Genomic DNA, 15,076 nt, shown 5'->3' with positions numbered 1-15,076 from the left:
TTGTGGGTTTTTATTCGGTCTCTGGTCGTTTTTTCGCACGGGGTGCACAGCACAAATACAGGCTGTAAAGCTGATAGCTTGATGGATACCCAAAACTGGGTGTGCCGGTACGTCCGCTATGCGGATAAATCAACTGAATTCGGTTGTTTATTTGTCATAAAGTGCGTCTTTTGGGGTGATGGTTCACTCTCTAGTGGAGACCGCAGGTAGAATATTTTCTTTGAGTGATATATCCACACGGTTGAATGCCGCGGGCGCGAGAAACACCATAAGCGCCCAGCTCGGTATGGGTGTATCGCGTACCGGCTGATTCAGGCGCATCGCGCCGCGGAGGGAGAACTTATGGCAGAAAAGTACAGCGACGTGACCGCTTTTGCCCAGCCTTCTTCCGAACAGTCTTCATCTTGCGATTCTTTGAACGAGTATCCCCGCACGGTCGCCGTGGTGGTGACTTATAACCGTGAGGACCTGCTGCCGAAGACCCTTGCTGGTATCGCTTCTGGTGAGCGTGTGCCTGCGGCGGTGGTGATTGTTGATAACGCCTCCACGGACGGTACTGCTGAGTATCTGCGTGCCCTGGACTACGAGCTACCGGTGGATTGCATCCGCCTGGAGAGCAATATGGGCGGCGCTGGCGGTTTCGCGGTGGGTATTGATCGCGCCCTGGAGCGCCATAACCCGGATCTGGTGTGGGTTATGGATGATGACACCGAGCCGACCGAGAACACTCTGTCGGAGGCGGCTGCCGCCTGGCTGAACTATTCGCCGGTACCTTCGCAGCGCCCCGCAGTGGTGGCCTCTCGCGTGGTGTGGACGAACGGCGAGGACCACCCGATGAACACTCCGCGCACGATGTTTGCGGCGGGTCAGCAGCGTTATGCTCGTGCGCAGGCGGTGGGTGCCCGTCCGATTCGTAGCGCCTCGTTCGTGTCGATTCTGATGGACGCGCAGGCTATTCGCCGTAATGGTGGTTTGCCGATTGCTGAGTTCTTCATTTGGAATGATGACTTCGAGTTTTCGACTCGTCTGATTCATCACCGTGACGGCATTGCGGTGCCTTCTTCGGTGGCTAAGCACCACACGAAGACTTTTGGTACGACGAACGCTGACCCGGGTCCGCGTTTCTATAACGATGTGCGCAATAAGCTGTGGGTCTTTACCCGTTCGCGTACTCTGAACCCGCTGGAGAAGCTGCTGTACGGTGGCTCGTCGGCGCGCCTGTGGATTTCTACTGTTCTGCGTACTGATGACCGCCGCACCTACCTGGGGTATTTCCTCGATGGTGTGCGTGATGGTTTGCGTGCGCCTCGCCCGAATGCTCAGGTGCTTGAGGGCATTTACCCGCTGACTTTCCCCGGCCGCTATGGCGTGCCTGCATCCGCTGAAAGCCGCGCTGATTCTGAGAAGGCGCGCGGTTGCGTGAGCTCTGTACCCGATTTCTCGGTGCTGATGAGCGTGTACGCGAAGGAGAACCCCGCCTATCTGGATCAGGCGTTGGAGTCGAATCTTCTGAACCAGACGGTGCGTCCTTCCGAGCTGGTTTTTGTGAAGGATGGTCCGCTGACCCCCGAGCTGGATGCCGTGGTGGACCGCTGGGTTCAGCGCGCCGAGAATCTGGATTGCCCGCCGATTCAGGTGGTGGAGCTGGCTCAGAATGTTGGTTTGGCGGAGGCGCTGAATGCCGGTCTGCAGGCGTGTTCGTATGAGCTGGTGGCTCGTGCTGATTCTGATGATCTGTCTGAGCCGACTCGTTTTGCGCGTCTGATTCCTGCCCTGGTGCAGGGCGGCTACACGGTGCTGGGCTCTGCCATGCTTGAGGTGAATGAGAGCAATACTGCGGTGGAGTCAACCCGCGAGGCGATTGTTGATTCTGCGCGTCTGCTCAGCGCGATGGATTCGCGCAACCCGATTTATCACCCGTCCGTGGCGTTCGTGAAGAGCGCCGTGCAGCAGCTGGGCGGTTACGAGTTCGTGCCCGGCGCTGAGGATTGGTGGCTGTGGATGCGTCTGCGCGATGCCGGCTACCGTCTCGGCAATATCCCAGAGGCGCTGGTGCGTTACCGCGTGGGTGCGGGCGCGTACACGAAGCGCGGGGGAGTGGACGCCTGGTTGCAGGATGTGGCGATTCAGCGTCGACTGTACACCGGTCACGGTATTTCTAAGCTTCAGTGGGCTCAGAACATGGCGGTGCGTAGCGTGTACCGTTTTGTTCCTGAGCAGGTGCGCCGTTCGGCGTTTCGTGCGTTGTCGTCTTTGACGGCTCGTGCTTCTTCTCGTTCTTCTGGTACCGCATCTGAAGGAGGCATGTAGTGGCTCAGTTGAAACCTCACGCTCATGTGGTGATGCGGAAGGCGGCTCAGCGCGGCACGATGGTGACGGAGGGTGACTCCGGCACGATGCTGGTGAACCGCCTGTATGAGCGTAAGCCGTGGTGGTTGATTGCGCAGGCGCTGCTTGATTCGAGTGCCTGGGTTCTGGCGGTTTTGTTCGCGTACATGCTCCGCTATAGTGTGCTGCTCAGCAACGGCTCGGTGTTCGATATTATTCACCCGGCGTCGTTGACGATGACCGCTACGTTGGCTGTGGTGTTGCATCTGGCTGTCGGTTTGGCGGGCGTGAAGATTTATAACGGCGTGTATTCGTACGGTTCGTTTGACGAGTCGTGGCGTGCCGGTGCGGCTGCTTTGAGCGCGGGTGCGGCGTTGACTGCTTTCTCCTTTGTGGATGAGCTGTTGGGTCTGCCGCATATTCCGCATAGTGTGCCTGCGATTGCGGCGGCGTTTAGCCTGATTATGATGGCGGGCGCTCGCATGGCGAAGCGTGTGTACACTGAGCGCGGTGCTGTGCGTGAGCTGACCGGTGAGCCGGTGATTGTGTACGGTGCTGGCTTTATCGGCGGCATGGTCATGGATTCGATGCTGCACGATGAGGAGGCGAAGCTTCGCCCGGTTGCGGTCTTCGATGATGACCAGCTGAAGGCTGGTACGAAGTTCCACGGCATTTCGGTGATTACGACTTACCCTGAGCTGGAGCAGGTGATTCGTGAGTCGGGTACCCGTAAGATTCTGGTGACGATTTCGGATATGTCGGAGGACTACTTCGAGTCCTTCTGCAACCGCATGCGTAAGCTTAAGGTTGAGGTTCAGCGTATTAGTAGCGCGAATGCTCGCCTGATGGGTGAGCGTCTGATTACCGCGAGCGATAACGACCTGATGCGCGTGATTCGTGGCGAGATTAACTACGATATTGACCGCGATATTCTGCGTTCGTACCTGCACGGTAAGCGCGTGCTGGTCACCGGTGCGGGGGGTTCGATTGGTTCTGAGCTGTGCCGTCAGATTAGCGAGTTTGAGCCGGAGACCCTCATGATGCTTGATCATGATGAGACTCTGCTAATGGAGACGAAGGTTTCGATTACTCACGAGTCGAGCCTGGATGATGATCGCATCATCCTGGCTGATATTCGTGAGGGCGATAATCTGCTGGAGATTTTCCGTGACCGTCGCCCCGAGGTGGTGTTCCACGCTGCGGCTTTGAAGCATGTGTCGGCGCTGGAGGCGTACCCGCAGGAGGCATGGAAGACGAACTCCTTGGGTACTCTGAACGTGCTGCGTGCCGCAGAGGCGGTGGGCGTGAAGACCTTCGTAAACGTTTCGACCGATAAGGCGGCGGATCCGAAGACTGCGCTGGGTCAGTCCAAGCGCGTGGCGGAGCGTCTGACCGCGTACTTTGGCGAGAAGACCGGCAACACCTACGTGTCGGTTCGTTTCGGTAACGTGTTTGGTTCGCGCGGTTCGATTAAGCCGCTCTTTACGAAGCAGATTCTTTCGGGTGGTCCGATTACCCTGACGGATAAGCGTGCGACCCGTTACTTCATGCTGATTACCGATGCCTGCCTGCTGGTGATGCTTGCCGGTGCAATTGGTCGCCCGGGCGAGGTCATGGTGCTGGATATGGGCCAGCCAGTCAAGATCCTGGATGTTGCGAAGGCGATGCGCCAGGCGTATGAGCGGTATGACGTGGAGATCAAGGAGATTGGTCTTCGCAAGGGTGAGAAGCTGGATGAGACTCTCTTCGGCGGTACCGAGAAGCTGGTGCCGAGCGAGGAGAACCGGTATATTTCCCGGTCGAGTGCCCCGGCACTTGACCCTGATGAGCTCGATTATAAGCTGTGGATTCAGAACTATCGGGAGCACAGCGGCTATGAGCGTCATGGCCTGGAGCGTGCCCCTGATCCGCGTACTTTGGCGGATGCACAGACGTTCTAATCTTTACGGAAATGACACCGGATGCTGCACTTGCGTGGCGGGTGCGGTATCCGGTGTTTTCTCTTTCTCGGGTGTAGAACATTTCAGGACGCAGAATATGCAGAACGTATGGAGAGAATCTGTAACGTTTAGTCCCGGGCTACTGAAGAGTTCTATAGAATACGAAGTAAACACACACTACGCACACATCGTCCCTCAGCCGCGATTCTGGAGTTTGCGTCCAGGGGAGCGGCGCCAATGCTTTGGAGCTGGTATGACCTCCTTTTCTGAGCTGTTGAGTATTTTTGCTCTTGCTTTTGTTTTGGGTGCCCTTTTGCCGTTTGCGGTGCGCCCAATTTTGCACCGCTACAACATGGTGGATGTTCCTAATGAGCGTTCTTCGCATACCGCTCCGACGTACCGCGGTATGGGTTTGGCGACTGCGGCTGCGACCTTTGTTGCGTTTGTGGTGGCTACCCTGTTCGGCTGGACGTACCGTTCTGCTGAGTCTTTGCAGCTGGCGGTGACGATTGCTGCGGCGATTCTGTGCGCTCTCGTCTTGGGGTGGCTGGAGGATATTCGCGGCGTGAGCATTGTGCGTCGTGCGGGCCTGCAGCTGGTCATTGGTCTTCTGGTAAGCGTGAGCTTCGCGACGGTACAGGGCACGAATATTCTGCTGCTGATCCTTGGCGCGATTTTTATTGCCGGCTACATTAACGTGGCGAATTTTATGGACGGCATTAACGGTATTTCTGGTGCTCACGGCCTGGTGGCTGGTTTGGCGTATGCGCTGACCGGTTGGATGGTGAACCTTCCGTGGCTGGCTTTGGCTGGTGTGGCTGTTGCCGGTGCTTTTGCGGCGTTCCTGCCGTGGAATGTGCGCCCTGGTAAGAACGTGTTTTTGGGCGATGCGGGTTCTTATGTTTTGGGTGCGGCGCTGGGTACGTTGGCTGTGGGTGCGTGGTTTGCGGATGTTCCGTTCCTGCTGGCTTTTGCTCCGCTGATGACTTACCTTGCGGATACGGGTACGACTCTGTTCCGTCGTTTTATGGCGGGGGAGCAGTGGGACAAGCCGCACCGTACTCACACTTATCAGCGTCTGACGGATGTCGGTTTCAGCCACCTTGGTTCGACCGCCGTGGTGACGGGTACGACCATTCTGGTGTGGGTGCTGTTGGCATTTGCATCTGATCTGTATGCTGCGGGATCTGTGGTGGCGACCGTGGGTGTGGTGCTTGTGGCTCTTGCCGTGCTGGTGGTGTACCTGCGTATGCCGCAGCTCTTTGGTGGAGATGCTCCTACTTCTACGATTGATCTGTCGAAGCGTTTTGCAGCGGATTTGAAGGGTTCGGCGTCGAAGGCGAAGTCGGCAACTGCGGAGCCTGCTACCGGCTCTTTGACCTCGGCAACTGGCGTTCCTGCGACTCCTGAGAATGTGGAGCCGACCTCGCTGCATCCGGAGCCGATTATGCCGGATTCTGTGAAGGATCGTGCGGGTCTGCACTCTTCTGTTTCCTCTTCTTCGACTCAGTCGAATCAGAACCGTGGGGAGAAACACTAATGGTTTCTGAACGCTCTAAACCTTCGGCTGAGGCTCATGTAGAGCCTCTCTGGAGGCGCGTGGTGGACGTTCTGTGGTATCCGCCGGCGGAGCGCAAGAAGCAGCAGAAACGCCGCCGAGAGCGTGCTCAAGCAGGTTTGAAGGCCTCTTTTTTCGAGAGTCAAGAGCTTTCCTGGAAATTTTTGTTCTACAGAGTATCGGCTTACTCTCTGCTGGCTTGGTTGGGCGGTATGATGAGTGCGTACCTGTTTGCGGGCCCCGTGGGCGCGCTAGGAATAACATTGGGCTTTCTGATAATCTATATATGCTTCACTCTGGGCGTATTAGTTATGTTGGTTGCTCCCATTTTCGACTGGGGTGTACCCAAATCGCTGGTGGTGAGCTACCTCGTGAAGATTGCTCTGCTCGGTCTGGTATTGATGTTTGTGCCGTTCCCCGAGAATCTGAGGCACGGTTGGACTCTCGCAGGCGCATGTACCGGCGTGATTCTGTGGATTGTTATTGAAACAGTCAGCATCGCACGACTGAGAATTTTGTACTTCGACACCGACTCGGAAGACCATGGTCGGTAACACGATTGGTGTTTGAAAGGAAAAACGTTTGGCCGAAGAGAAGAAGTGGTGGGACGGAGATAAAAAGCTCCGCACCACCGGAGAATTGGTATCTGACGGGGGTCTCTCCGGCGCCGTCATGTCGATTCTCTATCTGATCATCGGTGTAGCGGTGTGGGGAGGCATCGGTTACCTCGGTGACCTGGTCTTCTCCACCACCTGGCTGGTGTGGGTTGGCGTCTTGATTGGCGCTGTTGGAGGTTTGACCCTCGTCTTTACCCACATGACCAGGCAGAATAAAGACCGTTAGGTCATTGAACGCGGACCGCTAGGTCACACATTCATCCATGTAGTTAGCATGTCAGTCGTTTATAGGCAGACATGGGCTCTTGATAGCCACTAGTAGCAAGAAAGGACTTGCTTTGATCGAGAACGGGTTGATCCTCGCGGAAGCCTATGTGCCGCCGACCCCTGAAGACATGCATCTGCCCCCCTTCTTCACCATTGGTGATTTCGCTTTCGGTAAGCAGAACGTACTGATTCTGCTGTCCGTGGTGATTATTGCGGTCTTCTTCCTCACCGCAGCACGTAAGCGTGCCATGGTTCCCGGCAAGACTCAGTTCATTGCTGAATCCGGCTACATGTTTGCTCGTAACTCCCTCGGCAAGGAAACCCTGGGCGTTCAGCACTACAAGCCTTTCGTGCCGATTCTGTTCGCCTCCTTCTTCTTCGTTCTGGTGAACAACCTCTTCGGTTCGATTCCGTTTGTTCAGCTGCCCTCCTTCTCCCACCCCGGTAGCGCCTACGCACTGGCTGGCGTCGCATACCTGACCTGGGTTGGTGTTGGTATCAAGCGCAAGGGCTTGGGCGGCTTCTTCAAGGACATCACCATGCCTTCGGGTCTGCCGGTCTGGATTTACCCCATCCTGATTCCGATCGAGTTCTTCTCGAACCTGCTGATTCGTCCGGCAACTCACGCACTGCGTCTCTTCGCGACCATGTTCGGTGGTCACCTGGCGCTGATGGTTGCATCCAGCATGGTGACCTACATGGTAGAGACCCTGGGTGGCATCGGCTACCTGGCTGCTATTGCTCCCGGTGCTCTGGGCATGTTCCTGTACTTCCTGGAATTCATGATTCAGTGCATCCAGGCTTATGTGTTCGCTCTGCTGCTGGCTGTGTACTTGCAGGGCTCGGTTTCCGAGGGACACTAAACTCTCTAGTTTTTTAGGTTTTCACGTTCGTCATTGGGCGTGAATAAAGCAACCCACACGTTCACTGTGCGGGCTATTAACTCAAATCAAACTCTGTTCGGTCCGGGTATGTTCCCGGTCGAACACTGTTGAAAGGAAAAATAATGGTTGGTTCCATCACTGCGGTTGGCTACGGTCTGGCAGCTATTGGCGGCGGCATCGGCGTGGGTCTGATCTTCGCGGCATACATGACCAGCGTTGCTCGTCAGCCCGAGTCCCAGAAGACCCTGCAGCCCATGCTGTTCCTGGGCTTCGCACTGGTCGAGGCACTGGCAATTCTGGGCCTGGTTCTCGTCTTCATCAAGTAACCGGCTCTGCCACATCCTAAACGACCCATCCCATAGAACAGGATTCCCTCCATGATTTATCTGGCAAGCGACGGGGGAGCGGAGGCAACTTCGAACCCCCTGATTCCCGACGTCGGGGAAATTGTCATTACCCTCATCGGATTCCTGATCCTCTACTACATCGTTGCTAAGTACGTTGTCCCGGCGTTCGAGAAGATCTACCAGGACCGTAAGGAAGCAATCGAAGGTGGCCTTGCCAAGGCCGAGAAGGCACAGGCAGAGGCTGCAGCGGCTCGCGATGAGTACACCCAGCAGCTCGAAAGCGCTCGACTGGAGGCTCAGAAGATTCGTGAAGAGGCACGCGCAGAGGGCGAGGCAATCATTGCCGATGCTCGCGAGCGTGCAACCGCTGAGGCTCAGCGCATTAGCGATAATGCAGCAAAGGCTATCGAGGCAGAGCGTGCGGCAGCAGCAGTGTCCCTCCGTTCCGAGGTTGGCACTCTTGCTACGACCCTTGCCGGCAAGATTGTGGGCGAAGCCCTCAACGATGATGAGCGATCGGCCCGTGTGGTAGATCGTTTTCTTGCTGACCTTGAAACCGAGAAGCAGAACGCAGGTGCGGCTCGGTAATGGCAGGAGTATCTACTGAATCACTGAGCAAGGTGGAAGAGGTGCTGGAAGCTCACGCTTCCCTGCAGCCCCTGAACCTGGCGAGCGAGCTTTTCGCTGTGGTTGATGTTCTCGACCACAACGGCACCCTGCGCCGTGCTGTCACCGATTCTTCGCGTGATGCAGCAGCACGTCAGGGTATCGCTAACACCGTCTTCGACGGTAAGATCTCTTCGCAGGCTATGGCTGTGCTCACCAATGCGGTGACTCAGCGCTGGTCTGATGATGCAGATCTGGCGAACGCCCTGGAGCGTGCAGCAGTGCTCGCCGTGACCGCATCGGCTCAGTCTCGCGGTGGCGTGGATGCCCTGGACGAGGTGCTCAACGAACTACTCACCTTTGTGCGTACCGTTGATTCCAACGCTCAGGCGCAGGAAGCGCTGTCCGACCATCAGGCAAGCAAAGAAGCAAAGAAGAAGCTCGCCGTGGCGCTCGGTGGCCCCGCCACCACCGCCGAAGGTGTGCTTCTGCTCGAACGAGTTGGCTCCAACCCCCGCGGCCGTCACGCTGCACGGGTAGCCGATGAGTTCGCAGAAATCATCGTCACGCGACAGAACCGTTACATTGCGCGAGTAACTAGCGCGATTGCGCTGTCGCAGGCACAGCTTGAACGTCTCGGTCGCGCGCTCAACGCCGTGTACGGCCGTGAGCTGAAGCTCGACGTTTCGGTGGACCCCGCCGTTCTGGGCGGTCTGCGTGTTCAGGTGGGCGACGAGGTGATCGACGGTACCGTCGAGACCCGTATGTCCGATCTGGCTCGTTCCATCGGCTAGCGGCTCAAGCTAGCGACGCTGAACCGTTCGTCGCAACGGTGATTTAGAAGATACCTCGGGTAGCGGGTGCGTGGCAGATGCCTCCTTCGCAGAAGTGGCGGCATTGCCCGCCCGTTCAACCCGAATTGCAAGTTTCGGTTGGTTCCGTTGACGGAACGCAACCACAATGAGAGAGCAGGGACACAAGATGGCCGAACTGACCATCAATGCCGAAGATGTCCGTAATGCGCTGAACGAGTTTGCAGCGTCTTACGAACCCGGCAATGCAGAACGTGTTGAGGTGGGTCGAGTTGTATCGGCCTCCGACGGTATCGCTCGTGTCGAGGGCCTTCCCTCGGTTATGGCGAATGAGCTGCTTCGTTTCGAAGACGGCACCCTCGGCCTCGCACAGAACCTGGATACCCGCAATATTGGTGTGATTGTCCTGGGTGACTTCACCGGTATTGAAGAGGGCCAGGTCGTACACCGCACCGGTGAGGTCCTCTCGGTGCCCGTTGGCGACGCGTACCTCGGTCGCGTTGTTGACCCCCTCGGTAACCCGATCGATGACCTGGGCCCCATTGAGGCTGAGGGTCGCCGCGCACTGGAGCTGCAGGCTCCCGGCGTGACCCAGCGTAAGTCGGTTCACGAGCCGCTGCAGACCGGTCTGAAGGCAATCGACTCGATGATTCCGATTGGTCGCGGTCAGCGTCAGCTGATTATTGGTGACCGCCAGACCGGTAAGACCGCTATCGCGATCGACACCATTCTGAACCAGAAGGACAACTGGGCTTCCGGTGACCCGGACAAGCAGGTTCGATGCATCTACGTGGCTGTTGGCCAGAAGGCATCTACCATCGCAGCTGTCCGCCACACCCTTGAGACTCGCGGCGCGCTGGAGTACACCACCATCGTGGCATCTCCCGCATCTGACGCAGCAGGCTTCAAGTACCTGGCACCCTACACCGGTTCGGCTATCGGCCAGCACTGGATGTACGGTGGCAAGCACGTCCTCATCATCTTCGACGACCTGTCGAAGCAGGCAGAAGCATACCGCGCTGTGTCCCTGCTGCTGCGCCGCCCGCCGGGACGTGAAGCATACCCCGGTGACGTCTTCTACCTGCACTCCCGCCTGCTGGAGCGTTGCGCTAAGCTCTCTGACGACCTCGGCGCAGGCTCGATGACCGGCTTCCCGATCATTGAGACCAAGGCAAACGACGTTTCCGCCTTCATTCCGACCAACGTCATCTCCATTACTGACGGCCAGATCTTCCTGCAGTCCGACCTGTTCAACGCTAACCAGCGTCCGGCAGTCGACGTCGGTATCTCCGTCTCCCGTGTTGGTGGTGCCGCACAGACCAAGGCTATGAAGAAGGTCTCCGGTACCCTGAAGCTGGAGCTGGCACAGTACCGTGCAATGGAAGCGTTCGCAATGTTCGCATCCGACCTGGACGACGCTACCAAGGCACAGCTGACCCGCGGTTCTCGCCTGACCGAGCTGCTGCGTCAGCCGCAGTACACCCCGTACGCAGTTGAAGAGCAGGTTGTCTCCATTTGGGCTGGTACCTCCGGTCACCTCGACGACATCGAGATTTCCGACGTGCTGCGCTTCGAGGCAGGATTCATCGAGTACCTGCGTCACAAGACCTCGGTACTGACCGATATCGCTTCCTCCGGCAAGCTTGAGGATGACACCGTTGCAGCTCTGAAGTCCGCAGTTGCTGACTTCAAGCAGGGTTTCAAGTCTGAGGGCAGCAGCCACCTCGTCGACGCAGGTCACGAGGAGCACAAGGCAGCTCGCGATAGCGACATCACTCAGGAAACCATCGGTTAGCGATTAGTCCTCGCCTTCTCCCCGTCTCAGCTATGAGGCTGGGGCGGGGCAGAAAGCAAGGAGAAAGGAAGCTCTATGGGAGCCCAGATTAGGGTTTACCGACAGAAGATTGCTTCGACGTCGTCTATGAAGAAGATCTTCAAGGCGATGGAGATGATCGCGACCTCCCGCATTAACAAGGCTCGTAACGCTGCTCAGGCAGCCGGACCTTACGCGAACGCTCTGACCCGCGTGGTGACTGCGGTTGCGACTCAGCACGGTATTAAGCACCCGCTGATTCACAAGCCGAACGAGTCCGAAGCCTACGAACACCGCCGCTCCGCAATCCTGGTTGTTACCAGTGACCGCGGTCTGGCAGGTTCGTACTCCTCCGCTATCCTGCGTCGTACCGAATCTCTGATTGAGAGGCTGCGCTCTAACGGCCAGGAGGTACAGCTGTACCTGGTTGGTCGTAAGGCAAAGGCTTACTTCGAGTTCCGTGAGCGCCCCTACGCCCGTGCGTGGGAGGGCCACACCGATGCACCTCGCGTCGAAACCGCCGTCGAGATTCGTGACGCGCTGCTCGAAGCCTACGACCTGCCCTTCGAAGAGGGCGGCGTGGACGAACTGCACATCGTATACACCGAGTTCAAGTCGATGGTTGTTCAGGAACCCAAGATCCTGCGCCTGCTGCCCATCCACGTGGGTGACGCAAAGGCTATGGGCGAGGAAATCGTTCCCGACCAGGAACTGACCAAGGCTGAGTACGAGCAGGCGGCATCCTTCGAGTTCGAGCCCTCCGCTGAGGAAGTGCTCAACGCGCTGTTGCCGCGCTACATTGCATCGCGTATCTTCTCCTGCCTCCTGCAGGCAGCAGCAAGTGAGCTGGCATCCCGCCAGCGCGCAATGAAGACCGCAGGTGACAACGCTGAGACGCTGATTACCAAGTACACCCGTTTGATGAACAACGCACGTCAGGCGGAAATTACTCAGGAGCTCTCCGAAATCGTGGGCGGCGCAGACGCCCTCGGCTCCTAGTACTTGTACGCCAACGAAGCCATCAACTGTCCAAACTTTCTAAGTAAGTGAGAAATATGACTGCCACCTACAACGAATCGGTCTCCGCACCGACTCAGGGCGCAACGGGTCGTATTGCCCGCGTCATCGGCCCCGTGGTCGACGTCGAGTTCCCCGCCGGTCAGGTCCCCGAGATTTACAACGCTCTGACCACCGAGCTGACCCTCGACGGCCGCACCCGCACCATCACCTTCGAGACCGCACAGCACCTGGGCGACTCAATCGTTCGCGCTATCTCCCTGCAGCAGACTGACGGCCTGGTCCGCGGTCAGGCTGTAGTCGACACCGGCGCACCGATCTCCGTCCCCGTTGGTGACGGCGTGAAGGGCCACATTTTCAACGTTCTCGGTGACGCACTCGACGTGCCGAACTCCGAGATCAAGGCTGACACCTACTGGCCGATTCACCGTGCCGCTCCCGGCTTCGCAGAGCTGGAAGGCTCCACCGAAATGCTGGAGACCGGTATTAAGTCCATCGACCTTCTGACCCCCTACATCAAGGGCGGTAAGATCGGTCTGTTCGGTGGTGCAGGCGTGGGTAAGACCGTGCTGATCCAGGAAATGATTACCCGTGTGGCTCGTAACTTCGGTGGTACCTCCGTGTTCACCGGTGTTGGCGAGCGTACCCGTGAGGGTAACGACCTGTGGGTCGAAATGGAAGAAGCAGGCGTTCTGAAGGACACCGCTCTTGTGTTCGGCCAGATGGATGAGCCCCCGGGAACCCGTCTGCGCGTGGCACTGACCGGTCTGACCATGGCGGAGTACTTCCGCGATGTTCAGAACCAGGACGTGCTGCTGTTCATCGACAACATCTTCCGTTTCACTCAGGCAGGTTCTGAGGTTTCCACCCTGCTGGGCCGCATGCCCTCCGCAGTGGGTTACCAGCCGAACCTGGCGGACGAAATGGGTCTGCTGCAGGAGCGTATTACCTCCACCCGCGGTCACTCCATCACCTCCATGCAGGCAATTTACGTGCCTGCGGATGACTACACCGACCCGGCGCCGGCAACCACCTTCGCGCACCTGGATGCGACCACCGAGCTCTCTCGTGAAATCGCATCGCGCGGTCTGTACCCGGCAATTGACCCGCTGTCCTCCACCTCCCGAATTCTGGACGCACAGTACATCGGTCAGGAGCACTACGACACCGCAATTCGCGTGAAGGCTATTCTGCAGGAAAACAAGGAACTGCAGGACATCATCGCGATTCTGGGTGTGGACGAGCTCTCTGAGGAGCAGAAGATCGTCGTGGCACGTGCACGTCGTATCGAGCAGTTCCTCTCCCAGAACACCTACACTGCAAAGCAGTTCACCGGTGTCGAGGGTTCGACCGTTCCGCTGAAGGACACCATCGAGTCCTTCCAGATGATCTGCAACGGCGATGTCGACCACATCCCCGAGCAGGCGTTCTACAACATTGGTGGTATGGACGACGTTATGCGCCGCTACGAGGAAATCAAGGCACAGACTGGAGCTAAGTAATCATGGCTCTGAAAGTTGAAGTTGTTTCCCGCGAACGCGTCGTGTGGACTGGCGAAGCGAAGTACGTTCGTGCACGCTCCGTCAGCGGTGACCTCGGTATCCTGCCGGGTATGATCCCCACCTGCACGCTGCTGGCACAGGACGGCGAGCTGCTCATTGAACCTGTTGAGGGTGAGCCCATTAAGACCATCCTCAACGCAGGTTTCTTGACCGTCTCGAACGATCACGTGACCATCGCTGCAAAGCACGCACAGATTTAAAGTCGGTTCTCTACAGAGGGAATTGACCAGTGTGTACACCTCGCCGGTGTTCTTCCCTGAAAGGGGAGGGGTACCGGCGATTGGTGTATCTGGGGTAGAGCGTGTGCCCAGAAAGAGCGCGCGTGCAGAACGACAGCGTGCATAGAAAGATGATGCGCAGAAAGATCGGTATACGCAGAAAAGGGGCGCCTCCCATGGTTGGGAGGCGCCCCTCAAGCTATCTATAGCCGCCTAGCTAGAGCCGTTTAGAACAGGCGGTCAGCCGAATCGTCCACGCCGCGCATCGCGTCGTAGTCCAGGCTCACGCAGCGGATACCGCGGTCCTCAGCCAGGGTACGAGCCTGCGGCTTAATCGTCTGCGCCGCAAACACGCCGCGCACCGGTGCCAGCAGCGGGTCACGGTTGAGCAGCTCCAGGTAACGGGTCAGCTGCTCCACACCGTCAATATCGCCCACACGCTTGAGCTCGACCGCCACGGAGACGCCGTGCGCATCCTTCGCCATGATGTCTACCGGACCGATAGCGGTCGGGTACTCGCGGCGTACCAGCGAATAGCCCTCACCGAGAGTGTGGATCTGCTCGGCAAGCAGACGCTGCAGGTCAGCCTCCACACCGTCCTTGATGAGGCCAGGATCAACACCCAGGTCGGTGGCGTGCTCGTGCTCAATCTTGTAGATACGAATCATGAGGCGGTCATCGCTCTTAGCTGCCTGAACGGTCCACAGCTGCTGAACATCGGACTCCAGGTCCTCACGGATGCTCTGCGGAACGTCCTCACGCTCAGCTACCAGCAGGGAGCAGGGAGGGCTCATCCAGTTCAGAGGCTTGTAGGAACCGCCGTCGGAGTGAATGAGGACGGAGCCGTCATTCTTGACCATCAGCAGGCGGGTAGCGCGGGGCAGGTGGGCGCGGAGGCGGCCCTCATAATCTACGGAGCATTCAGCAATGACAATACGCATCCGTCCACTCTAGCAGGTACGAGTGTTTGGCTCTAGCAGGTGAGGGTATGAGCTAGGGAACCTGAGCTTGGTACAGGTCGCGGTACGGGGCACAGTAGGGAGGTGCGGCACAGAGCGGGGGAGTACCGCCTCAGCGTGAGTACCAGGCCAGTATGAGGAAGAGCGC

At 57.9% G+C, this 15,076-nt stretch carries 14 protein-coding genes; 13 read left to right on the top strand and 1 reads right to left on the bottom strand.

Annotation, left to right across the window (positions count from 1 at the left end):
• The first annotated feature begins 342 nt into the window (after positions 1-342).
• From HMPREF2884_RS07635 to HMPREF2884_RS07575, 13 genes are all read left to right on the top strand, one after another.
• Complete coding sequence (locus HMPREF2884_RS07635; protein WP_070616541.1) at positions 343-2,310, top strand: glycosyltransferase family 2 protein; 1,968 nt, start codon at positions 343-345, stop codon at positions 2,308-2,310.
• Positions 2,310-4,268 (top strand): polysaccharide biosynthesis protein, encoded by a 1,959-nt coding sequence (locus HMPREF2884_RS07630; RefSeq protein ID WP_070616540.1) that lies wholly within the window; start codon positions 2,310-2,312, stop codon positions 4,266-4,268. Before HMPREF2884_RS07635 ends, HMPREF2884_RS07630 begins: the two co-directional genes overlap by 1 nt.
• Before the next feature lie 253 nt (positions 4,269-4,521).
• Positions 4,522-5,808, top strand: coding sequence for an MraY family glycosyltransferase (locus tag HMPREF2884_RS07625; RefSeq protein ID WP_070616537.1), 1,287 nt, complete (start codon positions 4,522-4,524; stop codon positions 5,806-5,808).
• The gene (locus HMPREF2884_RS07620; protein WP_070616535.1) at positions 5,808-6,380 is read left to right on the top strand and encodes a hypothetical protein; all 573 of its coding nucleotides are present in this window, start codon (positions 5,808-5,810) and stop codon (positions 6,378-6,380) included. Before HMPREF2884_RS07625 ends, HMPREF2884_RS07620 begins: the two co-directional genes overlap by 1 nt.
• Positions 6,381-6,408: 28 nt before the next feature.
• On the top strand, positions 6,409-6,669 hold the full coding sequence (locus tag HMPREF2884_RS07615; RefSeq protein ID WP_005506464.1) for a hypothetical protein: 261 nt from the start codon (positions 6,409-6,411) through the stop codon (positions 6,667-6,669).
• A 112-nt stretch (positions 6,670-6,781) separates the two neighbouring features.
• A complete protein-coding gene (gene atpB / locus HMPREF2884_RS07610; protein ID WP_005507804.1) occupies positions 6,782-7,573 on the top strand; it encodes a F0F1 ATP synthase subunit A in 792 nt (263 codons plus the stop codon).
• A 143-nt stretch (positions 7,574-7,716) separates the two neighbouring features.
• Entirely contained in the window at positions 7,717-7,920 is a 204-nt protein-coding gene (atpE, locus tag HMPREF2884_RS07605) for an ATP synthase F0 subunit C (RefSeq protein ID WP_005506461.1), read from the top strand.
• Between the two features lie 51 nt (positions 7,921-7,971).
• Positions 7,972-8,529: a F0F1 ATP synthase subunit B gene (locus HMPREF2884_RS07600; protein ID WP_005506460.1), complete on the top strand. Its 558-nt coding sequence runs from the start codon at positions 7,972-7,974 to the stop codon at positions 8,527-8,529.
• Positions 8,529-9,341, top strand: coding sequence for a F0F1 ATP synthase subunit delta (locus HMPREF2884_RS07595; protein ID WP_070616533.1), 813 nt, complete (start codon positions 8,529-8,531; stop codon positions 9,339-9,341). Before HMPREF2884_RS07600 ends, HMPREF2884_RS07595 begins: the two co-directional genes overlap by 1 nt.
• A gap of 187 nt (positions 9,342-9,528) precedes the next feature.
• Positions 9,529-11,154 (top strand): F0F1 ATP synthase subunit alpha, encoded by a 1,626-nt coding sequence (atpA, locus tag HMPREF2884_RS07590; RefSeq protein WP_070616531.1) that lies wholly within the window; start codon positions 9,529-9,531, stop codon positions 11,152-11,154.
• Positions 11,155-11,229: 75 nt separating this feature from the next.
• Positions 11,230-12,171 (top strand): F0F1 ATP synthase subunit gamma, encoded by a 942-nt coding sequence (locus HMPREF2884_RS07585; protein WP_070506648.1) that lies wholly within the window; start codon positions 11,230-11,232, stop codon positions 12,169-12,171.
• Positions 12,172-12,227: 56 nt separating this feature from the next.
• The gene (gene atpD, locus HMPREF2884_RS07580; protein WP_005507810.1) at positions 12,228-13,691 is read left to right on the top strand and encodes a F0F1 ATP synthase subunit beta; all 1,464 of its coding nucleotides are present in this window, start codon (positions 12,228-12,230) and stop codon (positions 13,689-13,691) included.
• A 2-nt stretch (positions 13,692-13,693) separates the two neighbouring features.
• Positions 13,694-13,951, top strand: coding sequence for a F0F1 ATP synthase subunit epsilon (locus HMPREF2884_RS07575; protein WP_070616529.1), 258 nt, complete (start codon positions 13,694-13,696; stop codon positions 13,949-13,951).
• Positions 13,952-14,196: 245 nt separating this feature from the next.
• Here HMPREF2884_RS07575 and nucS read toward each other — a convergent pair whose 3' ends face one another.
• Positions 14,197-14,910, bottom strand: a complete 714-nt coding sequence (nucS, locus tag HMPREF2884_RS07570) for an endonuclease NucS (protein WP_005506450.1) — start codon at positions 14,908-14,910, stop codon at positions 14,197-14,199.
• Positions 14,911-15,076: the final 166 nt, after the last annotated feature.

It is taken from the genome of Rothia sp. HMSC073B08, assembly GCF_001812975.1.
Taxonomy (GTDB): Bacteria; Actinomycetota; Actinomycetes; order Actinomycetales; family Micrococcaceae; genus Rothia; species Rothia mucilaginosa.
The sequence above is the reverse complement of the archived record's forward strand: the minus strand, read 5'-3'. Positions and strand labels throughout refer to the sequence as shown.